This is a genomic window from Sulfitobacter sp. SK025, from assembly GCF_003352105.1.
Lineage (GTDB): Bacteria > Pseudomonadota > Alphaproteobacteria > Rhodobacterales > Rhodobacteraceae > Sulfitobacter > Sulfitobacter pontiacus.
This window is the reverse complement of record NZ_CP025809.1, coordinates 54,808-78,391: the sequence shown is the minus strand read 5'-3', so window position 1 is coordinate 78,391 and position 23,584 is coordinate 54,808. Positions and strand designations below refer to the sequence as shown.

The 23,584-nt window shown below is 61.3% G+C and carries 23 protein-coding genes; 13 read left to right on the top strand and 10 right to left on the bottom strand.

What is annotated here, in order from left to right; translation table 11 throughout:
• Positions 1–165 precede the first annotated feature (165 nt).
• A complete protein-coding gene (locus tag C1J04_RS15265; protein WP_254693875.1) occupies positions 166–2,193 on the top strand; it encodes a TonB-dependent receptor domain-containing protein in 2,028 nt (675 codons plus the stop codon).
• A 51-nt stretch (positions 2,194–2,244) separates the two neighbouring features.
• Here C1J04_RS15265 and C1J04_RS15260 read toward each other — a convergent pair whose 3' ends face one another.
• The 7 genes from C1J04_RS15260 to C1J04_RS15230 form a co-directional block, all read right to left on the bottom strand.
• Positions 2,245–2,685, bottom strand: a complete 441-nt coding sequence (locus tag C1J04_RS15260) for a c-type cytochrome (protein ID WP_114865462.1) — start codon at positions 2,683–2,685, stop codon at positions 2,245–2,247.
• A gap of 54 nt (positions 2,686–2,739) precedes the next feature.
• Complete coding sequence (locus C1J04_RS15255) at positions 2,740–3,480, bottom strand: copper-binding protein (RefSeq protein WP_114865461.1); 741 nt, start codon at positions 3,478–3,480, stop codon at positions 2,740–2,742.
• A 47-nt stretch (positions 3,481–3,527) separates the two neighbouring features.
• Positions 3,528–4,886: a multicopper oxidase family protein gene (locus C1J04_RS15250; protein WP_107277643.1), complete on the bottom strand. Its 1,359-nt coding sequence runs from the start codon at positions 4,884–4,886 to the stop codon at positions 3,528–3,530.
• Positions 4,887–4,897: 11 nt separating this feature from the next.
• Positions 4,898–6,361 carry a TolC family protein gene (locus tag C1J04_RS15245; protein WP_114865460.1) on the bottom strand — a complete coding sequence of 488 codons (1,464 nt, stop codon included), beginning with the start codon at positions 6,359–6,361 and terminating at the stop codon, positions 4,898–4,900.
• Positions 6,361–6,603 (bottom strand): hypothetical protein, encoded by a 243-nt coding sequence (locus tag C1J04_RS15240; RefSeq protein ID WP_114865459.1) that lies wholly within the window; start codon positions 6,601–6,603, stop codon positions 6,361–6,363. The genes C1J04_RS15245 and C1J04_RS15240 overlap by 1 nt, the downstream gene beginning before the upstream one ends.
• 149 nt (positions 6,604–6,752) lie before the next feature.
• The gene (locus tag C1J04_RS15235; protein WP_254693874.1) at positions 6,753–7,094 is read right to left on the bottom strand and encodes a hypothetical protein; all 342 of its coding nucleotides are present in this window, start codon (positions 7,092–7,094) and stop codon (positions 6,753–6,755) included.
• 91 nt (positions 7,095–7,185) lie between these two features.
• Complete coding sequence (locus C1J04_RS15230; protein ID WP_114865458.1) at positions 7,186–7,644, bottom strand: winged helix-turn-helix transcriptional regulator; 459 nt, start codon at positions 7,642–7,644, stop codon at positions 7,186–7,188.
• A gap of 159 nt (positions 7,645–7,803) precedes the next feature.
• Here C1J04_RS15230 and C1J04_RS15225 point away from each other — a divergent pair, with 159 nt between their 5' ends.
• Positions 7,804–9,216: an MATE family efflux transporter gene (locus tag C1J04_RS15225; protein WP_114865457.1), complete on the top strand. Its 1,413-nt coding sequence runs from the start codon at positions 7,804–7,806 to the stop codon at positions 9,214–9,216.
• On the opposite strand, the gene C1J04_RS15220 is transcribed toward C1J04_RS15225, so the two are convergent.
• On the bottom strand, positions 9,213–10,097 hold the full coding sequence (locus C1J04_RS15220; RefSeq protein WP_114865456.1) for a LysR family transcriptional regulator: 885 nt from the start codon (positions 10,095–10,097) through the stop codon (positions 9,213–9,215). The two genes, C1J04_RS15225 and C1J04_RS15220, sit on opposite strands and share 4 nt — an antisense overlap.
• 133 nt (positions 10,098–10,230) lie before the next feature.
• Between C1J04_RS15220 and C1J04_RS15215 the strand changes: the two genes are divergently transcribed.
• The 9 genes from C1J04_RS15215 (at position 10,231) to C1J04_RS15175 (ending at position 19,533) form a co-directional block, all read left to right on the top strand.
• On the top strand, positions 10,231–11,178 hold the full coding sequence (locus C1J04_RS15215; RefSeq protein WP_074637074.1) for a Bug family tripartite tricarboxylate transporter substrate binding protein: 948 nt from the start codon (positions 10,231–10,233) through the stop codon (positions 11,176–11,178).
• A 35-nt stretch (positions 11,179–11,213) separates the two neighbouring features.
• A complete protein-coding gene (locus C1J04_RS15210; RefSeq protein WP_240790874.1) occupies positions 11,214–11,684 on the top strand; it encodes a tripartite tricarboxylate transporter TctB family protein in 471 nt (156 codons plus the stop codon).
• Entirely contained in the window at positions 11,685–13,202 is a 1,518-nt protein-coding gene (locus C1J04_RS15205; protein WP_064215692.1) for a tripartite tricarboxylate transporter permease, read from the top strand.
• Positions 13,186–14,775: a gamma-glutamyltransferase family protein gene (locus C1J04_RS15200; RefSeq protein WP_114865454.1), complete on the top strand. Its 1,590-nt coding sequence runs from the start codon at positions 13,186–13,188 to the stop codon at positions 14,773–14,775. The genes C1J04_RS15205 and C1J04_RS15200 overlap by 17 nt, the downstream gene beginning before the upstream one ends.
• 98 nt (positions 14,776–14,873) lie before the next feature.
• Entirely contained in the window at positions 14,874–15,851 is a 978-nt protein-coding gene (locus C1J04_RS15195; protein WP_114865453.1) for a bile acid:sodium symporter family protein, read from the top strand.
• A gap of 207 nt (positions 15,852–16,058) precedes the next feature.
• Positions 16,059–17,327 carry a tetratricopeptide repeat protein gene (locus C1J04_RS15190; protein WP_114865452.1) on the top strand — a complete coding sequence of 423 codons (1,269 nt, stop codon included), beginning with the start codon at positions 16,059–16,061 and terminating at the stop codon, positions 17,325–17,327.
• Positions 17,328–17,413: 86 nt separating this feature from the next.
• A complete protein-coding gene (locus C1J04_RS15185) occupies positions 17,414–17,650 on the top strand; it encodes a type II toxin-antitoxin system Phd/YefM family antitoxin (protein ID WP_005848692.1) in 237 nt (78 codons plus the stop codon).
• Positions 17,647–18,045 (top strand): type II toxin-antitoxin system death-on-curing family toxin, encoded by a 399-nt coding sequence (locus C1J04_RS15180; protein WP_114865451.1) that lies wholly within the window; start codon positions 17,647–17,649, stop codon positions 18,043–18,045. Before C1J04_RS15185 ends, C1J04_RS15180 begins: the two co-directional genes overlap by 4 nt.
• 102 nt (positions 18,046–18,147) lie before the next feature.
• Positions 18,148–19,533 (top strand): cytochrome P450, encoded by a 1,386-nt coding sequence (locus tag C1J04_RS15175; RefSeq protein ID WP_114865450.1) that lies wholly within the window; start codon positions 18,148–18,150, stop codon positions 19,531–19,533.
• Here C1J04_RS15175 and C1J04_RS15170 read toward each other — a convergent pair.
• Complete coding sequence (locus tag C1J04_RS15170) at positions 19,515–20,906, bottom strand: sensor histidine kinase (RefSeq protein WP_114865449.1); 1,392 nt, start codon at positions 20,904–20,906, stop codon at positions 19,515–19,517. The two genes, C1J04_RS15175 and C1J04_RS15170, sit on opposite strands and share 19 nt — an antisense overlap.
• Positions 20,907–21,081: 175 nt before the next feature.
• Between C1J04_RS15170 and C1J04_RS15165 the strand changes: the two genes are divergently transcribed.
• Entirely contained in the window at positions 21,082–21,810 is a 729-nt protein-coding gene (locus C1J04_RS15165) for an acyl-homoserine-lactone synthase (protein WP_005848699.1), read from the top strand.
• On the opposite strand, the gene C1J04_RS15160 is transcribed toward C1J04_RS15165, so the two are convergent.
• The gene (locus C1J04_RS15160) at positions 21,777–22,394 is read right to left on the bottom strand and encodes a TetR/AcrR family transcriptional regulator (RefSeq protein ID WP_114865448.1); all 618 of its coding nucleotides are present in this window, start codon (positions 22,392–22,394) and stop codon (positions 21,777–21,779) included. The genes C1J04_RS15165 and C1J04_RS15160 overlap by 34 nt on opposite strands.
• Positions 22,395–22,507: 113 nt before the next feature.
• Here C1J04_RS15160 and C1J04_RS15155 point away from each other — a divergent pair, with 113 nt between their 5' ends.
• Positions 22,508–23,584, top strand: coding sequence for an efflux RND transporter periplasmic adaptor subunit (locus C1J04_RS15155; protein ID WP_114865447.1), 1,077 nt, complete (start codon positions 22,508–22,510; stop codon positions 23,582–23,584).

Below are 23,584 nucleotides of genomic sequence, written 5' to 3'. Positions count from 1 at the left end.
GGGCATCCGCTGGCAAAGGCGCAGATCAGAACCTGCCCTTTAATGTTGACACTTTTAGTCGGTCTTTTTAGAACCCGCAAGAGCGCAACCCGTCTACGCCCCTTTTTTCACCGCCAGCCCCTCGCAAGCATTCCGTCAAACCTATTGCTTGCAAGGATGTCTTCGATGACCAAAGCCACTGGAACCCGTGCCCTATTGAGGGGTACGACAAGCCTGATACTTCTTTCCCTCACCCCGCTCCCCCTCGCCGCGCAGGAGGGCTTTCTAGGCACGCTCGTTCTGGGCGAAAGCAAACGCGAGGTGCAGACCGATACGGCAGTATCCATCACCACAGTCGACCAAGAGGAGATCGACGACCGTCAGGCGGGCACCGTGGCAGAGCTGATCGATTCAGTTCCCGGCGTGAGCCTTGTGAACGGGTCTACCCCGCAAGGGTCCGGCATCAACATCCGCGGCTTCGGCGCGAACGATATCTACGGTGCGGATTCCAAAGTCGCCGTGCAGATCGACGGGGCCACCACCGGGGCAGAGCGGCTTTACCGGATCGGCACCCAGCTGTTCACCGATCCGTTCCTTTATAAGTCGGTCGATGTGATCCGCGGTTCCGTCGGCAGCTTTGAATACGGATCCGGCATCGTGGGCGGTGTCGTCCGGCTTGAGACGAAAGACGCGTCGGATCTGACGGGCGGTGAGCTTGGCTATGTGCTGGGTCAAACGCTGGAGTTCAGCACGAACGGCGACGGCATCACGTCTTCCAGCGTGCTGGCGTGGCAACCGACCGAAGATATGGAATTTTTGCTGAACTACACGTGGCGCGACCAGAACGATCAGGTGGATGGGGACGGGGCGACTATCGGTAACAGCGCCTTCACCCTGCCGTCGGGTCTGATCAAGGCAAAATACAGCTTTGGCCAGAACCGCGATCAATCGCTGACCTTCAGCCTGTCGCACACCACCGCAAGCGATCGCGACGTGCCCTTTGACAGCTTTACCACCACTGCGGATTCCTTTGGCACCGTTGACCGCGATACGGAGTCTACGACCGCGGTGCTCACGTACAACTTCAACCCGGCTGACAATGATCTGGTGAACCTTGATGTCGTGCTATCCTACGCCGACCAACAGATCGACCAAAGCTATGTCTCGGGCAGCTCCCCCCTTGAAGGCACCCCGCAAGGGGCCGGTGTTCTTGCCTTGGCGAATGCGGATCATCGGTATCAAACAACGAAACTGGCGTTTAAAAACCAAAGCCTGTTCACCACAGGCGTTGTCTCCCATGATCTGCGGACCGGGCTTGAACTGATCCACAAAGAACGCCTTGATGCCAGCAACGCCCCCGGCGGCAAGGACCGTCGCGTCGCTGTCTATGCGGTGGACGATATGCGCATTGGCGATGCATGGACCGTGACACCGGCGCTGCGCTACGAGACGTCGAAGATCACCGGATCAGCGGCCCCGAATGATGGCACCTATGATAACAACGCGCTGATGGGCGGGCTGTCGGTGCGCTATGCCTTCGGGAATGGTTTGGCCCTGTTCACCAGTGCCGCCTATACCGAAGTGCTGCCGATGATCGACCATCTGGGCACCGATGCCGCGATCACCTCATCCGAGAAGGCCGAAACATACGAGATCGGCGCCTCGTTTGACCGCCATGATCTGTTCCGCAGCGGGGACCAATTCGCGATCAAGGGCGTCTACTACGAGACCACCTTGACCGATGTCAGCAGCTATTCGGTTTCGGGGGTACGCCCGCCTGCACCGGCGCTGGACCGGGTCGAAACCTCGGGGCTGGAGCTTGAAGCCTCTTACGCGTTGGACACCGGTCTTTACTTTGACGTGAATGCCAATGTGGTGCGCGGGACGGAGTATGAACCGGGCGGCTCTTCCGGCGACTGGCGGTTGCTGCCCGCGGACAGTCTGCGGGTCACCGTGGGCAAGAAATTCGGCAAAGAGCTTGACCTGAGCTGGGAGGTCGTGGGCAACACATCCGTAACAGACGACGGCGAGACCTCGGCAGGATTTGGGGTCCATAATCTGCGCGCCACCTATGTCCCGCAAAACGGTATCCTCAAGGATACGCAGTTCCGCGTCGGGCTGGAGAACGCTTTCGACAAAACCTATACGCCGCATCTGTCGACCCGCACGGCACCGGGTCGGAACGTGAAATTCTCGATCTCGCGGATGTTCTGAAACGGCGCGGCCCCCCGGGGTGTAACGCACCTCGGGGCCCGGCCCTTTGGCTTAGTCGATCCCGTTCTCGCGCTGAAGGCGGCGGATATAGGCCACAATGTCGATCACATCGGCCTGCGTGATCCCTTCGACGGGAGGCATGTTTCCAAACGGCCAGTGATGCCCCCGCACCCCGTTTTGCGCGGCCAGCAGGAACGCCCGGTCGCCGTGGTGGCTGGGCTCGTAGATCACATGCACCAAAGGCGGTGCGACGCCGTCCTGCCCCTGACCATTGGCCCCGTGGCAGGCCGCGCAAACCGCATCATAGGCGCGCTTTCCCAGCTGCTCCTGATCGGTGAAACTGTCCGGCACCTTCACGGGTGCCAAGGCACCCTCCGCAAGCTCGGTCGGGCTGGTCTCGGGTTGATCATGATGCGAGAAATACCACCCGCCCGCCGCTGCCGTCAGCAACGCAAAGGGGACAACCCACAGCAATACACGCGATGTTTTCATGTCTTCGCCTCTTATGGGGCGGGCACCGATACATGACCGGAGCCCGCGCGCGGATTACTTCAACTCGACGACGGTCAGCTTGCCTTTGACGGGCTCTGCGACGAATTCGATGCTCTGACCCGCAGAGAGCTTGCCGATCATGGTTTCATCGGCGCGAAACACCATGGTCATCGCGGGCATATCAAGGTTGACCAAAGGTCCGTGATCGATGGTGACCTTCCCGCCTTTGGTGTCAACTTTCTTGACGGTGCCCTTGGTATAGACGACCTCTGCCGCTTCGGTTTCTGCCTCGGCTTTGGCGCTGACTTCGATGGGGCCGTACATGCCGGATTCATAGTGACCGGGGATCAGGCAGGCGAATTCAAACGTACCGGCATTGGCAAAGGTCCAGATGACCTCGCCCGACTGGCCGCCCTCAAGACGGACCGAATTGGGGTCATCATGTTCCATATCCATCTTCGCCATCATTTCCTTGTGCTTGGCGTTGCCTTCGGCGTTATCGATCACGAATTCATGCTCAAGCTCGCCCTTGTTGGTGACCTCAAAGCGGATGGTTTCCCCCTGCTCGAACGCAAAGTTGTCGGGTTCAAAGATCATATCCCCGTCTTCGGTCTCGCGCATGGTGACAGCGATGGTGCGGGTGACGTCAGCCGCCGTACCGGGTTTGCCCACTGCCATCATTTCGGCATGCTTGTCGGCGTGGTCGTCACCATGCCCGCCAGAGTGGGAACCCGCCGCAAAGGCAGGGCCGGTCAAAGCAATGGCGAAGGCGGTGGTCATCAGAAGGTTTTTCATCGTGTTTTCCTGTATTGTTTCAATGTTTTATATGGATGCAAAAGGGGTTATCCCTTTTGCGTTGGTTTCGGGGTCAGGATCGTTTTGGGGCTGTTGTTCGTGGCGAATTCCGGTAGTTCTCCGGTCCACTCATAGGCTTCCTCGCCGGGGGGGTTGTCGTACCATCCGGGGTCGGAATAATCGTCCGGCGCGATGCCGTCGCGTACCTTCACGACAGAGAACATGCCGCCCATTTCGATCGGCCCGTGTTTACCCCAGCCGTTCATCATGGGGATCGTGTTCTCGGGCAGTTCCATCGACATCTTGCCCATGTCCCCCATGCCCGCCGTGCCCATCGGCATGTAGCCCGGCTTGAAGCTGCGCATCTTGGGGGTAAGCTGGGATTTATCGACACCGATAAAGGTCGGCACGTCGTGGCCCATGGCATTCATCGTGTGGTGCGACTTGTGGCAGTGGATCGCCCAATCGCCCAGATGGTCCGCCGTGAACTCATAGGCGCGCATCGCGCCGACAGGAATGTCGATGCTGACCTCGGGCCATTGCGCGCTTTCCGGCACCCAGCCGCCGTCGGTGCAGGTGACCTTGAAATCATAGCCGTGCATGTGGATCGGGTGGTTTGTCATCGTCAGGTTTCCGACGCGCACCCGTACCCTGTCGCCCTTGTTCACGACCAGCGGATCAATATCGGGGAAAATCCGGCTGTTCCATGTCCATAGGTTAAAGTCGTTCATCGTCATGACGCGCGGCACATAGGTACCGGGGTCAATGTCGAACGCGTTGAGCATGATCAGGAAGTCACGGTCCACCGGCATGAACGTCGGGTCTTTGGGGTGGACGACAAACATGCCCATCATCCCCATCGCCATCTGCACCATCTCATCCGCATGGGGGTGGTACATGAAGGTGCCGGATTTGGTCAGGTCGAACTCGTAGACAAAGGTCTTGCCCGGTTTGATCCCCGGATGGCTCAGCCCGACCACGCCATCCATACCCGAAGGCAGGATCAGCCCGTGCCAGTGGACGGATGTGTTTTCTGGCAGCTTGTTGGTGACATAAATCCGCACACGGTCGCCTTCGACCGCTTCGATCGTGGGGCCGGTGGACTGGCCGTTATACCCCCACAGATGCGCGATCATGCCATCGGCCAGTTCGCGTTCTACGGGCTCCGCGACAAGGTGGAATTCCTTGACGCCGTTGTTCATGCGGTAGGGCAGCGTCCAGCCGTTCAGCGTGACCACGGGCGTGTAATCCACCCCCGTCGAGGGGCGCGCCGTGACCGCAGTCGCAGCGCTGTCCATATGCGCCGCTTCCGGCAGCCCCATGTTCAGAGTTTTGCCCCACGCCTGAGAGGACACAAGTGTCGCCCCCGCCGCACCGGCACCGAGTAGTTGACGTCTGTTCATCATATCGTTTCCTTTCAGTGTCCTGCGCCGCCACCAGCGGCCAACGTGGCGCCTTCGGAGCCCCCGCCGCCGCTGCCTGCACCGCCGCCGTAGATGGCCGCGGTCAGATCCGCCTGCGCCATAAAGAACGCCCGCTTCGCATCCGCGGCTTCCAGCTCGGCACCGAGCTTTTCACGCACATCGGTCAGTAGTTCGAAGGTGTTGGTGATCATGCCGTTGTAAGACAGCAGGGCTTCGTTCTCGACGGTCTTGCGTAGCGGAACAAGAACATCGCGGTAGTGGCGCGCGATCTTGTAAGAGGCATGGTAGGCCCGTTCGGCCCCCCGCGCTTCGGATCGTACATTGACCGCCCGTTCCGCCAGCACATTCGCCGCCTGCAGATACGACAGCTCTGCCTTGCGCATCCGCGCCTTGCCGCTGTCATAGATCGGGATCGCGAATTCCAGCTCTACCTGAGGTGTGATCTCTTTCTCGATATCGTCCCCCTCGGCTTCACGCTCAAGCTCGGCCCCTGCGACGATCTCAAGATCGCTGACGATGCGGGTCTGGTCTGTCAGGCCAAAGGCTTTTGCCTGCGCTTCAAGCCCCAGCTTTGCGACACGCAGATCGACACGGTTGCGCAGCGCCTTGGCTTCGACATTGGCAACGCCGCCCACGGACCGCGGCAGCCCCGGCAAGGCATCAGGCACATAGTAGTTCACGTCAGCCCCCCAAAGCCCCATAAGGCGCGTCAGCTCTTCCTTCGCTGTGGTCGCATCCAGCCGTGCCTTGGCAAGCTGTCCGGCCAGCTCCGCGTTGAACGCCTGCTCGCGGGCTTGGGCGGCTTTATTGAGCGCGCCGGTTTCCCCCAGCTTGCGTGCCAGCTCCGATCCGGCGTCCGAGGTCGCCTTGGCGCGTTTCAAATACCCCACCACCTCGAAGGCGGACACGGCATTTACCCATGCCTGACGGGTCTGGTTGGCCAATGTCAGCGTATCGTTCACCGCCGTCAGCTGCGCTTGACGAAAGCTCGCGTCAGCGATTGCACGGCGTTGTTTACGCGTGGTGGCATCCAGAAGATTGGCGCGGATCAACCCTTCGATCGCACGGTAGGCCCCCAGTTCGGGCGCCCCGATCCCGAGCACGCCAATGGACACGATCGGGTTTTCCGGCGTCGATTGCTGCGATGCTTCGGCGGCGGACAATCCGACATTCGCATAGGACGCCTGAAGCCCCTTGTTGTTGAGCAAGGCAACCTGAACCGCCGTATCGGCCGAGATTGTCTTGCCCTGCACCATCGCGCGCACTTCGCGTTTCACCGCTTCGTTTTCGGCTTGAGTCTCGGCAAAGACGGTGCGTTTACCAAGCGCGGGCGTGATCTGGCTGGCGACATTGGCAAAGCCGGCTTTGGGGTCGGTATAAGCGCTTGGGATCGCCGTGGCGCAGGCCCCGAGCACAAGGGGAAAGCCGATGATCAGCGGCAGTGTACGGACGTGCATCAGTTTCCCTCCGATTGTTCTTGATTCACGGTGTGCCAGTCACGCGGACCGGTGGGCCCACGATACGTATAGCCGGCCAGCGGGTTCGGGTGGCTGATGGGAGAGACGACGGTCGTGCTGAGCGTGGCTTCTTGCGTGGCCACGGCAGGCAGCGGTGTCGGCGTATAGGGCAAGGGTCTGACATCCTGCGTGCAGGCGCCAAGGGTCAGGGTGCAAGCCCCCAAAACGAAATGGATTTTCATGTGATGTACCTGATTGATCTCCTAGGGATCGCGCGCAGGAACGCTGGCGCGACGCAAAGACCCCAAAGCGGGTCTAAATCAGATCAGGATTGTGGAGGACGCAGAAAGCCTTGCGCCTCAAGCGAACGCGCCTGCGCATGGCCGATCTTCTAGGTGCCCGCAGTGACCGCATCGTCTTGTGGATGCGCGTGGTCCATCAACACAATGGACAGGCACATCCCGTAGCAGCAATTGCCTGCACTGTCGTCAGGCGCGCTTGAAGGGGCGTTGTCACTGTGATTGTCGACAGCGGCACGATCCATAGTGCTATGATCATGCAGGGCGTCTTGCGCGGTTATATCGGCCACATCGTCCATGACCGCGGCATAATGCCCGTCATGCATCCCCGACGCCGCGTGGGACGCGGACGGCGGAAACAGCACCAGCGCCGCAGCAAAGGCAAGACATGCCACTGCGTTCAGCCAGAAAGATATGGTGCGTTCAAAAGCCATGGGAGACAGTTGATGCACCTGCCCCTTCCTGTCAATCGGTCCTGCGCTGGAAGGTTTCGAAGTTTTTTACCCGGTGGGCGGCGGAAAGCCGCTATGCTTTTTTGGCACCGGCGTTCGAAATGGCGCTGACGCTGCGGTGGGTAATCTCCTCTCCGGTGACACGGTCGACCAGCATGGGCGCGATCGGCGTACCCGCACTGCGCGAGACCAGCGTGACCGACGGGCTGCCTTCAATCGGGACATGAGCGTTGGCCCAGTCGATCAGCGACACCAGCATCGGATACAGCGCCTTGCCCCGTTCGGTCAGCCGGTATTCGTGGCGCGGGGGGCGCTCCTGATAGGCCTCGCGGCGCAGCACGCCGGCCCCCTCCAGCTTGCGCAACCGGTCCGCCAGCACATGCCGCGTGATCCCCAGCCGGTCCTGCATCTGCTCGAACCGGCGAATGCCCAGAAAACAATCGCGCAGCACCAGCATGGTCCAGCGGTCGCCCACCACGGACAGCCCCCGCGCCACGGGGCAGGATTCATTCTGTAGTTCGTTCCATTTCATCCCGTGATCCTAGCAGGCATTGACAGGTTCTGAAAGAGAACTTACCCGTAGTGCATTCCAAAAAGGAACCGAGAGGCGAAAACTCGCCACTCCAAGCATTCGAACGGGGGAAACCATGCCACATCAGGTCGCCACATCGCAGCTCGGCAGGGCCAGCTGATGGCCCGCGTCACCCCGAACGCCGCCCCTGCCCTTTCCGCCGCCGCGACGCAGGCTCGCGCCACCCGGACCCGCGCCCTGCTTGAGGCACCAATCGCGCCGACGTTGGCCAAGCTTGCCGCACCCAATGTCTTGGCGATGTTCGTACAAACCGTGCAAAGCATATCCGAGGCGTATTTCGCCAGCCTCCTTGGGGTGACAGCGCTGGCCGGTCTGGCGCTGGTGTTCCCGCTGGTCATGCTGACGCAAATGCTGTCGGCGGGGGCCATCGGCGGGGCGATCTCGGCCGCGGTGGCGCGCGCACTTGGCGCACAAGACAGCGCGCGGGCGGCCACATTAGCAGTAGTCGCGTGGATGATCGCGGGTGCCTTTGCCGTGATCATGGCCCTTCTGGTCGGGCTGTTTGGCGTGGCGTTTTTTACCCTGCTGGGGGGCGGTGCCGATGCCGTCTCTGCCGCCGCGACCTATGCGCTGATCTTCTTTCCCGGCTGCATGGCGATCTGGCTGTGCAATGCCTCGCTCAGCATTATTCGTGGCACGGGCGATATGCAGACCCCTGCCGTGCTCTTGCTGCTGGTGTCCGTCATCTCGATCCCCTTGTCGGGCGGTTTTGCCTTGGGTTGGGGCCCCCTGCCCGCGCTTGGCGTGGCGGGCCTGCCCATCGGCGTCGTGCTCGCCTTTGCTATCGGGGCTGTGCTGGCGATGGCGCATATCCTGTCGGGGCGCACGGGGCTTAGCTTTGGCGGTGCCTTGGGCCGGATCGATATCAGCATGTTCCGCGATATCCTCAGCGTTGGGGCGCTGGCGGCGGTGAATACCCTGCTGACCACGATCACCATCATCATGATGACAGGGCTCGTGGGCCGGTTCGGCGAAGAAGCGCTGGCCGGTTACGGGCTTGGCGCACGGCTCGAATTTCTGATGATCCCCGTGATCTTTGGCATTGGTGCCGCGATGACGGCGATGGTCGGGGCGAATATGGGCGCCGGTCAGCTGGACCGCGCCCTGCGCGTGGCCTGGACCGGATCTTGCGCGGCGGCGGTGATCGTCGGCGGTATCGGGCTGCTGCTCGCGGTTTTTCCCGACCTTTGGCTTGGCATGTTCCTTGACCCGTCCAACACCGGCGCGCTGGACGCGGGACGCAGCTATTTCCGGCTCGTGGCACCGTTCTACGCCTTCTTCGCCCTCGGTCTCGCGCTCTATTTCGCGTCGCAGGGGGCGGGGCATATGGTCTGGCCGGTGGTCAGCAGCCTCAGCAGGATGGCGGTGGCGCTGATCGGCGCGCTGATCCTGATGCAAACCGGCGGCCTAGGCCTGCGCGGCATCTTCATCGCCATCGGCGGCGCGATGGTGGTCTATGGGTCGGTGATCGGCCTTGCGATCTGGCGTAAGGGCTGGCGCGCGCGGGCCTAATCATAGACTTCTGCCGTGAGCCCCTGCTGGATCAGCGCGGTGACCAAAGCCGCCAGCACCTCGGCGCGGCGCGAGGTGACCCGCTGCACCAGCCCCAGACGGCGATGGATCGGCGGCGCCCCGAAAGGGAACCAGTCAAGCGAGGCTGTCTCGGCGTCGTGCAGCGCGATCTGCGGGATAATGGCAAAGCCCAGACCCGCGCGCACACAGCCCACCACGGCAGGCATCGTATTCACCGACACGATCTGGCGCGGCGCGGCACCAAGGCGGGCGATTTCGGTGTCGATCTGACGCGCCAGCGGCACCTGCGTGCGATAGCGGATATAGGGCACGTCGCGGATCAAATCATCCAGCGTGATCGTCCCGGTGCCGGGCGGTGTGAGAACGATCAACGGTTCGGTCAGCACAGGGGTCCAGCGCAGACTGCTGGGCACCGCCACGTGATCCGCCACAACCGCGGCATCCAGCTGGCCCGACACGACCTCGCTCATCAGCTCCTCGGACACACCGACCCGCAGCCGAAAGTTCAGGTACGGAAAGCTGGCGCGCAGCGTCGTAAGCGCCTGCGGCATCAGTGAATTCGCCCCGGTCCGCAACGACCCGAGCGCCACGGTGCCGCGCATCTGCTCCCCCGCGACGGAGGCTTTTGTGTCCGACACGATCTGCAGGATCGACTGGGCCGAGCGGACCATTTCGGCGCCCTTGGTGGTCAAGGCGGGCGGGCGGCGGGTGCGGTCGAACAACTGTGTGCCAATCTCTGCCTCAAGCGCCGCGATCTGCTGGCTGACGGCAGAGGCGGTCAGGTTCACGGCCTGCGCCGCCGCGGCAAAGCCGCCGTGCTGGCTAATGGCCAATAAAGTCTCAAGCTGACGTGTATCCATACCTCAAGATAAGATATACTAAATGTAATGGCAAGAATTACGCGCTTTGATATGGTTATTCTTGTGTTATTCACGAAACTGACACCAAACCCGTGGCGGATAAACCGCTGCTTCTCTCACAGGGAGTCCTCCTATGACGTTTCGTTCGGGCCTTGCCGCCCTTTTCACCGCTGCCAGCCTGATTGCAGCCCCCGCCACAGCCGACACCTACCCCGAGCGCGCGGTAGAGTTCATCGTGCCCTGGTCGCCCGGTGGCGGCTCTGACACGCTGATGCGTCTTGTGGCCAACAACGTGCAGCCGTTCCTTGGCGCTGAAATGCCCGTGATCAACATGCCCGGCGTCGGCGGCACTGTGGGCCTGCGCGAGGCTTCGCGCCGCGCCGCGGATGGCTATACCATCAGCCAAGTGCACGAAGGTCTGCTGGTCGCCACCGAAACCGGCATCACCGATCTGGCATGGGATGACTTCGACCCGATCGCGCTGATGACGGCATCGCCCCAATATCTGGTGGCGGGCAAATCCGACAACTACAGCAATTTCGAAGAATTCGTGACCTACGCCAAGGCACATCCCGGCGAGATCTCGATGGGCGTCACATTGGCCGGCGTCCCGCATCTGCACGCCGCGATGATCGAACAGGCCTTCGGGCTTGAATTCAAATACGTCGGCTATGAGGGCACGGGCGAACGCGTGCGCGCGCTGGTCGGCGGCAACCTTGATGTGGCGATCGGCGACATCAGCTCCTCCAAACAATTCGTCGACAACGGCGATCTGACCTTCCTTGCCGTCGGCGCGACCGACCGGGTGGACGCCGCCCCCGATGTGCCGACCTTCAAAGAGCTGGGTCAGGATCTTGAGCTGAACGTGACCCGCGGCATCGTGATGCCCAAAGGAGCCCCGCAAGAGGTCCGCGACACGCTTGAAGCCGCGCTGCAAGAGATGGCCCAAGACCCCACCTATATCGAGCAGACCAACAACGCGGGTGCCGATGTCGGGTTCCGCGGCCAGGAAGACTACCGCGCCTATCTGAGCAAACTGGACGAGACAGTGAAATCGCTGTCGTCGGTTCTGGCCCCATGAACGGGCACGACCCCATGAAGGCTCAGGAGGCGGGCTTGGTTGCCCGCCTCCTGAGCTATGTCTTCCTCCTGCTGGCCTCAATCGCATTGTTCATCTCGGCCAGCGGCATTGCGACCTCGCGTTTTGAAAAGCTTGGCGCGGGGGCGTTCCCCAAGATCATCTTTGGCGCGATGGCGATCGTATCAGCCATCGCGATCATTGATGCGCTGCGCCAGATCCCCCGCCACGCTTACGGTGATTTCGCAGCACAGGCCGTAGCATGGGCCAAACGCTGCTATCTGGTGTTTGTATGCCTTGGCGCGCTCACCGCCTATCTGCTGGTCATTCCGGTGCTGGGGTTTTCCATCGCCAGCCTGATCTTCCTGTTCGTGCTTCAGGTGATCCTGATGCCACGCACACCCAAGTCTATTGCCCTCGCTGCTGTGGTGGCTGTGGTTTTCTCCTTCGGGCTGAACTGGCTTTTTGCCGAAGTGTTCACCGTTTTCCTACCGCGCGGAGTGCTTTGAATGACTGATTTCATGACAGGGGCCGCGCAGATTTTCACGCTGGCGACGCTCGCCTATATGCTGGCGGGGTCCGTCGCGGGCATCGTTGCGGCGGCGATCCCCGGTTTCACCGTCACCATGGCGATTGTGCTGACCCTGCCGCTGACCTTCACGATGGAGCCTTTGCAAGGCATCGCCGTGATGCTCTCGGTCTATGTGGGCGGCTATACTGGCGGGCTGATCTCGGCGGCGTTGCTGGGCATCCCCGGCACGCCATCGTCGGTCGCCACCACCTTTGACGCCTTCCCCATGGCGCGCAACGGCGAACCGGGGCGCGCGCTGTCCATCGGGGTCTGGGCGTCCTTCTTTGGCACCGTGATCTCGACCATCGTGCTGATTTTCGCCGCACCGCCGCTGGCGCTTTTCGCCGTGCGCCTTGGCCCGTGGGAGTATTTCTCGCTCATCGTCTTTGCCCTGACAATCGTCGCCAGCCTTGTCGGCACCTCAGCCATGCGCGGCATTCTGGCGGGGCTGATCGGGCTTGCAATCTCTACCGTGGGGACAGACCCGATCATGGGCCGCCCGCGCTTTGATTTCGGCATAGAGATGCTACAGGCCGGCCTGCCGTTTCTGGTCGTGCTGATCGGGATCTTCGCCATCTCGCAGCTTGTGTCAGAGGTAGAGAATGCCGACAGTGTGCGGTCGGGCAATGCGCTGGTCACAGGGGCCATCGATTTCCAGACATGGACCGTGATGAAAGAAGTGTTGATGCGGCCCGTCAACCTGCTGCGGTCGTCCATCGTGGGGGTGCTGATCGGCGCCCTGCCCGGTGCGGGCGGGTCCATCGCCAACCTTGTCGCCTATGATCAGGCCAAACGCGGGTCCAAAAACAGTGACAAATTCGGCACCGGTGAACCCGACGGCATCGTCGCCTCCGAGGCGGGCAACTCCGCGACCGCGGGCGGCGGGCTGATCCCGCTTATCGGTCTGGGCATCCCCGGGTCGGCTGTCGATGCGATCCTTATGGCGTCGCTGATGGTGCATGGCATCTCGGTCGGGCCACGGCTGATCATGGATCACGGTGACCTTGTCTATGGCATGTTCATCGCGATGGTGGTCGCGTCCTTCATGATGCTGATCGTCTCGATCTGCTCCATGCGGCTGTTCCTGCGGGTGACCGAAGTGCCCAAATGGCTGATCGTGCCGGTGGTGATGACCTGCTGCGTCGTGGGCACCTTTGCGCTGAACAACCGCGTGACCGACCTTTACCTGCTGATCTTTATCGGCATCACCGGGTACACGTTGCGCGCCCTTGGCTATGCGCTGGCACCTTTGGTGCTGGGGGTCATTCTGGGCCCGATCGCCGAAACCAACCTGCGGCGCGCGCTGATGACGGACGAAGACCCGACGCTGTTCTTCACCCGCCCCATCAGCCTGATTTTCCTGATTGCGGCTTTCGTGTCCATTGTCTGGGCCATCCGCAGTCACCTCAAAAACCGTACATCTACAGAAAGGCCATCCCATGCGCCTACGTCATGATCCCGTCTACCCGTCGCGCCGCTCGCCTATCCTGGCCGAGAATGTCGTCGCCACCTCGCAACCGCTGGCGACCCAAGCCGGTCTGTCCATCCTGCAACAAGGCGGCAACGCTGTGGATGCGGCCATCGCCACGGCGGCTGTGCTAACAATCGTCGAGCCCACGGGCTGCGGCCTTGGCTCTGACGCCTTCTGCATCCTGTGGGACGGCAAGCAACTGCACGGGCTGAACGCCTCGGGCCGCGCGCCCGCCGCCTGGACGCCCGAGTATTTCAAGGACGGCATCCCCGAACATGGCTGGGACGCCGTGACCGTCCCCGGTGCCGTCAGCGCCTGGGTCGAACTGTCTGAAAAATTCGGCAGCCTCGGCCTGTCGACCGTGCTGGCCCCCGCGATCCGCTATGCCGAAGACGGCTTTATCGTGTCGCCGGTCGTGGGCACGGCATGGGCCAAAGGGGCCGCGGTGCTCAAGGACCAGCCCGGCTTTGCCGAGACTTTCATGCCCGAGGGACGCGCGCCCAAACCCGGCGAACGCTTCCGCAACCCCGGTGCCGCGCGCACCCTGCGCGCTATTGCCGAGACCAAGGGCCGCGCCTTCTACGAAGGCGAGATCGCGCAAGAGATCGCGGCCTTCGCCAAGGCCAATGGCGGCGCGATGACAGCCGACGATCTGGCAGCGCATCACAACGACTGGTGCGGCACCATCAGCCAAAGCTTTGACGACGTGGAATTGCACGAGATCCCGCCAAACGGTCAGGGCATCGCCGCGCTGATGGCGCTTGGCATGTTGCAGCACACCGACATCCGCGACCACGGCCCCGACGATCTGGCTGCCGTGCATTTGCAGATCGAGGCGATCAAGCTCGCCTATGCCGATCTGCACGCCTATGTCGCCGATCGCGATCACATGACCGACGTGGACGAAGCGGCCCTGCTTGACCCCGATTACCTTGAATCCCGCGCCGCATTGATTGATGTCAACAAGGCGCAGGACTTTGGCGCGGGGGCCCCGAAACAGGGCGGCACCGTGTTGCTGAACGTCGGTGATGCCTCGGGCATGATGGTCAGCTTTATCCAGTCGAACTACGCGGGCTTCGGCTCTGGCGTGGTGGTGCCGGGCACGGGTGTGTCCATGCAGAACCGCGGCTTTGGCTTCACGACACAGGACGGCCACCCCAACCAGGTCGCACCGGGCAAACGCCCCTTTCACACGATCATTCCGGGCTTCGCCATGAAGAACGGCGCGCCCCTGATGGCCTTTGGCATGATGGGCGGGCCCATTCAGGCACAGGGCCATATGCAGCTTTTGCTGCGCACGCAGCTGTGGGACCAAGACCCCCAGACCGCCGCCGATGCCCCCCGCTGGCGCGCGATCGAGGGGTTGGCCGTCGCTTGCGAACCGTCGATGCCTGCCGATCTGCTCGACGGGCTCAAGGCGCTTGGCCATGCGATCCAGATCGAGGCACCGGACAACGCCTTTGGCTTCGGCGGCGCGCAACTGGTGCAACGCAACGCGGCAGGCGGTTACGCCGCGGGCTCTGATCCGCGCAAAGACGGGCAAGCCGCAGGCTTCTGATCCCGCGCCACATGGGCAAGCGGAGGGTCACGCCTCCGCTCGCCCTTTACGGGCCGGCAGCGCCCCTATATCGATCTTTCGACAACGCAGGCATTCCCATGAACTATATCAAACGCATCGGCATCGACGCCTATATGATCTTGCTGCTGGCCACCGTGATCGCGGGCATTGTGCTGCCTGCCACAGGTGTTGCGGCCGAAGGCCTGCGCGGGGTGACCTTCTGGGCCGTCTCGTTGCTGTTCTTTCTTTATGGGGCCAAGCTGGATCCAAGCGCGGTCAAGGCTGGCATCACAAATTGGCGCCTGCAGGGGATGACCTTTGGCGCGACCTATGTGCTGTTTCCGCTGATTGGCCTGCTGCTGGCGACGCTGTGCAGCCCGATCCTCGGGGCGACGGTGACCATGGGGCTGTTGTTTTTGTCGGTGCTACCCTCGACCGTGCAATCCTCTATCGCCTTCACCTCGATTGCGGGCGGCAATGTGCCTGCGGCGATCTGCGCGGCGTCCGTCTCCAACCTCATCGGGGTCATTCTGACGCCGGTGCTGGTGACCTTGCTGCTGCATCAAGGCGACGGCGGCGTCAGTCTGGATGCCATCGGCAAAATCGGCGTGCAAATCTTGCTGCCTTTCATCGTCGGGCAGGTGATGCGTCCGCTGGTGGGCGGGTTTGTGCAACGCCACAAGCTGCTGACCATGATCGTGGACCGCGGGTCGATCATGCTGATCATCTACTCTGCTTTCAGCGCGGGGACAGTCTCGGGCCTTTGGTCCGCTATTCCCGTCACCACGCTGATGCTGCTCTTTGCCGTGGTCTGGCTGTTTCTGGCCGTGGGCATGTGGTCGATGATCGCCCTTGGCAAGGCGACGGGAATGCCCGACGCGGATCGCGCGGTGCTGTTCTACTGCGGGTCCACCAAAAGCCTTGCCAGCGGGTTGCCCATTGCCACGGCGCTTTTTGCGCCCGATCTGGTCGGTGCCATCGTTTTGCCGCTGATGATCTACCATATCTCGCAGCTTCTGGTCTGCGCCTTCGTCTCGCAGCGCGCGTCGCGTCGGGCCGGTGCGGCACCTGCCTAAAGTTACCCATGGGTATCCTTTTTGCCGATCACCCCCGCGCCCGCACGCGGGTCTTTGCCGGTCGGGGCACCACGGCCTAAGCCACAGCAGAAACACGCAATTTTCCGCCGAGATTTGGCGGGGTGGCGGCGTGCATCGATAGGGGAAACGCGTTACGAAACCGCGAAAAGGCAGCAGGCTGCCCACCCGACAAGAAGGACCCTTTCGATGGCAGATAAAACAAAACGAAGCTGGTTTGGCCGTACCGTACTGGCCGCGGTGATGCCCGTGGCCGCGCAGGCCCAGACTGTGCAGGACGGCATGGCCGCGTTCGAGCAAGGCGATTATACCCACGCGCTGGAACTGCTGTTGCCGCTAGCCGAACAGGGCGACGCCGAGGCGCAATGTCAGGTCGGCCGCCTGTACTACCGCGGCGGTGATGGTGTGCCGCAAAGCTTTGATGATTCAGTCGCATGGGCGAAGAAGTCTGCCGAACAGAACAACCCCTGCGGGTTGAACTCTCTGGGCGTGTCCTACCGCTTTGGGCAAGGCGTCGACCCCGACGCGAAAACCGCGTTCGACTATTTCACCCGCGCTGCGGCCCAAGGGTTTGACAAGGCACAATTCAGTCTGGGCAACATGCATGAACTGGGCGAAGGCACAGCGCAAAGCGATGCAGAGGCCCGCGCCTGGTATCGCAAAGCGGCAGAGCAAGGCAATGCCATGGGCCAGTACCGCTTGGGCATCCTGTTGCTGGAAGGTCGCGGCGGCGAGGCGGCCCCCGAAGAAGCACAACAGCTTTTGCGTGCCTCGGCGGAACAGGGTCTGGCCGACGCGCAATATTCGCTGGGGTGGATGGCCAACCACGGCGTCGGGGTAAAGCAGGACCACGGACAAGCGCTTGAATGGTATCGGCTCGCGGCAGAACAGGGCTATGCCCCCGCGCAGATCAATCTGGGCAACCTCTATGCCGAGGGGCTTGGCACCTCGCAAGATGACGAGAAAGCCGTCGGCTGGTACTATGAGGCAGCGCGCAATGGCGTCCCCGCTGCGCAGGTCAACATGGGTAAGCACTATGCGCTTGGACGCGGTGTGCAGCAGGACTTTGACGAGGCGATGGTCTGGTATCAGCTAGCTGCGGAATACGGCGAACCCGTTGCCTATCTGAACGTCGGATTGCTGTATGAAAACGGTCAGGGCCGCCCCGCTGATCCGGCAGAGGCCGCGCGCTGGTACCGTGCCGCCGCCGAACGCGGAGAGCCGCGATCCCTTTCCAAGCTCGCGCATTTCTATGCCGAAGGGATCAGCGTCACACCGGACCCCGTGACCGCATGGGCGTTGCAGGATACCGCCATGGCCTATGACCGCGACGGCGCGCTGGATGCGCCCGAAGAACGGTTGATGCAAATGGGCCAACAGTTGGCACCCCAGCAAAAAGGTGAGGCAAAGGCGCTGGCGCAAAGCTGGCAGAACGGGGAAGAGCTGGTCTTACCTTAACGGTCCAGCCGAAGCTGTGACCACGGCCCATATGGACAAAATGTCCATTTTGCCTATATTGTGCGGTGACGCTACAGGAGAGCCCCATGACACGTGTCACCGCCACCGAATTCAAGAACAACATCGGCGCATTCAGCGATGCGGCGATGAGCGAGCCTGTCATCATCACCAGCCACCAACGTGACCGTCTGGTGCTGTTGTCAGCAGATGAATACCGTCGCCTGACCGCCCTGACCGAAGGGGTGACCGCGCAGGATAAAGACCGCGTGGCGCGCGGGCTTGAACGGCATCGCAGCACGATACTGGAACTCGCCAAACGATGACGGAGCCCCGCTGGGTCACCCGCGAACTTGTTGAATACATGCACGATTGCGTACTGGAGCTGGCCGGCGGCGCACGCGGGTTGCGCGATGGTGACCTACTGGAATCCGCACTGGCCCGCCCGATGAACCTATATGCCTTTGGTGAAACGTCGCTTTTTGAACTGGCCGCCTGCTATGCCGAAGCCATCGCCCGCAACCAGGCCTTTGTCGATGGTAACAAGCGCACGGCCTTCTTTGTCGCCAGCGATTTTCTGGACCAGAACGGATACGAGCTGCAGGCCGCTGTGGATCAGGAACACGCCGATATGATGGTGGAACTGGCCCAAGGCAAAATGACCCGCGCCGACGCTGCCGCACATTTACGCACCTACAGCATCAAGACCTCTGCGACCTGACGTTTCGCGTTGGCGCGTAACTTTAGATAGAATTAATCATTGTTTCCCTGCTAGAAACACCGGTGTGATAAACGCCACCCGTGGGCCGGCAAGGAGACGACAATGAATACACAGAATATGCCTGCGCCCGATGGGGCGACACCGGCGCACCCGATCCCTGTCGAGGCGGATCTGGCCAAGACCGATGTCGGGTTGATCGACTTTGCCAAAAAAGCGGGGAAGAACATCTTTTCGGTGATCCCCGATGCGACGCGCACGCAAAGCTATCTGAAAGGGCCGGCCAAGATCCATTATGTCTGTGACCCCGATATGGTGACCGAACTGCTGGCCGGTGTCGGGCGTCGCTTTCCCAAGGCGGAGTTTACACATAACGTCATCGGCCCCGTTGTCGGCAACGGCATGATCCTGTCGGAAGGCGAGAAATGGCGCGCGCAACGGCATCGCTATGCCCCGCTTTTTGCCGCGCGCAACCTGCCCGTGCTGACCCGACACTTTGCCCAGACCGGCGACGAGCTGGCGGATTTCTTTGCGCGCACGGCGGGCGAGGTCGATGTATCGGATGCGGCGCAAGAGGCGACGCTCACCAATATCTCGCGGGTGATGTTCTCGGGGAACGAGGCTGTGTCCAAGCAGGATGTCCGTCAGGGGATGCGACGGTTCACCGACTATATCAGCTATATGTCGCTGTTCGATCTGATGGGTCTGCCGAAGTGGGTGCCCCGTCTGAAATGGCTGCGCAGCAAGAAAGCGATCCGTGATCTGAGGCAGTTGACCCATGACGTGATCGCCAACCGCCGCGCGCAGCGCCATGCAGAGGCGGTCGATTTTCTTGACCTGCTGATCGAGGCGCTTGAGACGGATAAGGAAGATGTAGAAACGACGGTCGATAACCTGCTGACCTTTGTCGCGGCGGGCTATGAAACCTCGGCCAATACAATCGCTTGGGGGCTGTATCTGCTGGCGATGCACCCCGAGGTACAGACCGATCTGCGCGCCGAGGTGATGGAGGCCTGCGGTGACGGGCCCATCGGCTTTCACGATCTGCCCAAGATGCCCAAGCTGCACGCGCATGTGCGCGAAACCCTGCGGATGTACCCCGCAGGTGCCTTGTTCGCCCGTGATGCGACGGATGAGGTGACGATCAAGGATGTGACGTTCAAGAAGGGCGACGTGATCATGTTCCCGGTCTATGCGCTGCACCGGAACGAGCTGCTGTGGGACAACGCCGCGCTGTATCAGCACGACCGGTTTCTGGACCGTAAGTACCCGCGCGGACAGTATATTCCCTTTGGGGACGGGCCGCGCATCTGCATCGGGGCGCAATATGCCGAGACAGAGATTATGGTGCTGCTTGCCTCGGCGCTGCGGCGGGCGTCTTTTGAACTGACGGACCACCCTGTCGCGCCACCGAACCTGACCTTTACCATGCGGCCCGATGGCCCGCTGATGTTGCGGGCCGTGCCGATAGATCAGGCGGCGGTGGAATAGCTTTCGGGCTTAACCGCCTTGGCCGCATCCGCTGCCTTGAGCACAACACAGAAGGTGGTGCCCACGCCGAGCTTGCTTTCATAGGCGATGCTGCCGCCGTGGGCATCCACGATACGTTTCGAGATAGACAGGCCAAGGCCCGTACCCTGGAACTTGCGTTGATCGCTTGAATCGATCTGGCCGAATTCCTCGAAGATGACGCTTTCACTGCCCTCGGGAATCCCGATGCCCTGATCCGCGACCGAAATCACGAGGTTCTCGTCCTCGCGTTTGAGGCCCACACGGATAGTGCCCCCCGCTTCCGAGAATTTGGCGGCATTGGACAGCAGGTTCACGATCACCTGATCGAGCCGTTTCTTGTCGCCGCGCACGATGGGCTGGTCTGCGGCAACGTTGATCTCTACCGCGACGCCAAAGCGGCTGGCATAGGGCTGGAACGAATGGGCGGCCGTGTTCACGACCTCGGCCAGATCCACGTTACCCAGATCAAGCGAGAATTTCCCCACATCCGCTGATTGCAAAAGCAGCAAATCCCCGACCAGATCCCCCAGACGGTTCGAGTTGCGCGTCGCGATATCGAGCAGCCGCGACATTTTGTCCGGCACCTCGCCCGCTGACCCTGCGTTGATCAGGTCAAGCGCACCGCGGATCGACGTGAGCGGCGTGCGCAATTCGTGGCTGACGGTGGACAGGAAACGGGTCTTAGCCTCGCTTGCGGCGAGGGCATTCTTGTTCTCGGTCTGAAGCGCGAGGCGGTTCTTCATGAGCGCGGAATACCCCTTGATGAAGGTCCGGGCGAGTTCGAACACGAAGCCCAGAACAAACAGCGCGGTAAAGAGGTTCAGCCAGATTTCAGAGTCCAGCGACGGGCGCGCCACGACGACATCGCGGATCGGGATATAGAGGATCGCCCCGATGTAGATCGCCAGCCGAAACCCCAGCACATACAAAAACTGGTGGTTGTTCATCGCCGCGAAGATAGAGGCGGAAATCAACAGGAAAAGCGGCAGAAAGTGGCTGTTTCCCACGCCCTGCTGGATCGCGATCGAGATGCAGAAAAGCGCAATCGTCGTCGCACTGAGCGCCGTGGTCATGTAGATGTGGAACAGCGATTTGCGGATCTTGAGGGTCTTGGACCGGGTGTTGCGCAGGATGTAGCGCAGCACGACGATGTCATAGATTTCGCACAAGCCGATCGCGAAAAAGAAAAACAGCGCGACCCTCAGCTCATAGTAATAGCCTGCCAAAGCAATAGCTGCGGTATAGATGATCGCCCGCTGGCCAAACGCACGACTGCCCACAAGCGCATAATCCCGCAGCCGACTTAGAACCGGGCGGGCCTGAGGCAAATTAACATTGTCAATTGCTTCCATGTTGCGCTTCCTCCGTCAGCCTGGCGCGGAATTGAGCGCCAAACGAATCTGCTGATATTTCACTACGATACACCTCAACTATTGGTGGAAAATTTGTTGCGATCATGGCAGAACCGTGGCTGTATGCATTTTGTTAACTTTTTCGTTACTTGAGCGGAGCTTTAGGCAGAGAACAATGGGTATCCAGAACGCAAAATCGCACCAGCGTGCAGAGACGATCCAGTTGGAGCCTTCGGTTCAGGCCGCTCTTCAGACACGACCCGTTGAAAGTGATGTCCCTTCATACGCGACACGGCTGGAAGAGACAGTGGTGCATATCGGCAACCAGTATCGGTATGGCCAACTCTATTCAGATTTTCTGAAAGCACGCAAATCAGTTTTTATCGATCAAAAGGAATGGGATCTGCCCCATACCGAAGGGATGGAGTTTGACCAGTACGACACCCCCCAAAGCCGGTCTGTCGTGATCCATGAATACGGCCGGGTGCTGGCGGGCGTGCGGTTGCTGCCGACCACGGCGCAATGCGGCTGTTATACCTATATGCTGAAAGACGCGCAGCGCGGTATGTTGCCGGATATCCCTGAATATGTGCTTTACGAAGACGCGCCGGTAATGCCCCATGTCTGGGAAGCCACGCGGCTGTTTTTATCAAAAAACGAGCCCGCGCACCGGCGGCTGGCGATCCAGACCAAGCTGATCCGGGGCATGGCGCGTGCCGCGACCGAACAAGGGGCGACCCATGTGATCGGGATCGTACCTGCCGTGTTCCAACGCTGGATGAACCGGCTGGGGATGAGCGCGCTGCCCTTAGGCCCCAAGCTGAACATCAGCGGCGACAATACGCAGGCCGCGATCATGCATGTGGCGAATTATGCCGACCCGACCCCGCCTGACGCGCGGTAAGCGACCAGAATGGTATCGACCGCACGGGTGACATGCTGGTCGATATCCTTGTAGGGGCGCGTCGTGAGCCCCAGTTGCGCACGGACCATGCCAAAGCCCTTGAGCAATGAAATAAGGTCTTCGGCGACATCACGCGGGTCGAAATCGTCGCGCAGGTCGCCGTTTTCCTGTCCTTGCACCAGCAGACCGCAAACGGCGGCGCACACCGCCTCGAAGGCGGCGGTATAGAAGGTGCGACCGATCTGCGGGTAGTCGCGGGCGACCTCGTGGATCAGACAGGTAAATTCGACCGAATCCTGCTCCCCCAGAAAGCTCAGAAATTTCCGCCCGAACGACATCAGCGCGGTGCGCAAATCGGGATGGTCGGAGATATCTCCCAACACCTCGGCGCGAAAAACCTCTGCCTCGGCCTCGAGCACATTTTGCAGGATCTCCGACATATTGTCGAAATGGCGATAGATCGTCGCCTTGGACACAGAAGCCTCGCGCGCCAAAAGGTCCGTCGTGACTTTTTCAAAGCCTTTGACGAAGAACAGGGCGCGCGCTGTCGACAGTATTCGCGATTTTGATGCGTTTTCATTCATAATGCAGAACTAGGGCGTGTATGGGTGAAATAAAAGTGCTGAACGGTACCAAGGGGGGTTGAACTGTACGTCACTGCGCGTAAGTACCGCCCAGTACTCGAAAGGCCTTTGATATGAAGCAGCTGATTTCCGTCCTTTTATGCGCCACCCTTGCGACGCCTCTTGTTGCACAAGACGCCGATGACCTGACCCCCTCGGGCACGCCCGCGCCGATCAGGTCGGTCAAATTGATAGAGGCGGGCGGTGCCGCGTCGCAGGTGCAGCGGGTCTTTTTCGGCAAGATCGCAGCGCTGGAAACAGTGGACCTGTCGTTCGAGGTCGGCGGCCGCATGGTGATGTTCGACGCACAAGAAGGGCAGTTCCTGCAAGAAGGCGTGCAGATCGCGGCGCTGGACCCGGTGCCGTTTGAACGCGCGGTACAACGTGCCGAGGTGCAGCTGACCCAAGCCGAACGGGATTTCGAACGTTCGCAAACGCTGGCCAAAAGCAATGCAGTTTCCACGGCACAGGCGCAGGATACGGAAACCGCCCGCGATCTGGCGCGGATCGCGTTGAGCGAGGCCCGCGAGGCGCTGGACCACGCGACGCTGATCGCCCCGTTTCGCGCCTTGGTCGCCTCGCGTCTGACGCCGAATTATGCCAATGTCTCTCCGGGTCAGGCCATCGTGCGACTGCATGACATGTCGGAAGTACGCGTCGAGATCGACGTTCCCGAGCAGATGTTCCAGATGTATTCAAATGCGGCTGACGTCGAATTTACCGGCACGTCGCCGCTATTTGCCGGTGGTGTGCCGCTTGAATTGCGCGAGTTCAACGCCGAAACGCAAAGCATCGGGCAAAGCTACCGCGTGACGCTTGCGCTCCCCTCTGATCGGGTCACGCCCAAACTGATCCCCGGCGCATCGATGAGCGTCACCGCGCGGATCGCAGCGGGCGACGACACTGCAACGACCCTGCCCCCTTCCGCCGTGGTTATGGCCGAGGATCAGGCGCGGGTCATGGTCTATACCCCTGACGAGACCGGCGAACAGGGTCAGGTCAGCTGGGTCAACGTCGACGTGTCCTCGAATACCGGCACAGATATCATCGCCACGGGGCTTGAGCCGGGCACCCTGGTTGTCGGCGCTGGCACACAGCTGCTGCGCGAGGGCGACACCGTGCGCCCCTTCAACGGGTTGAGCATCGAGTAA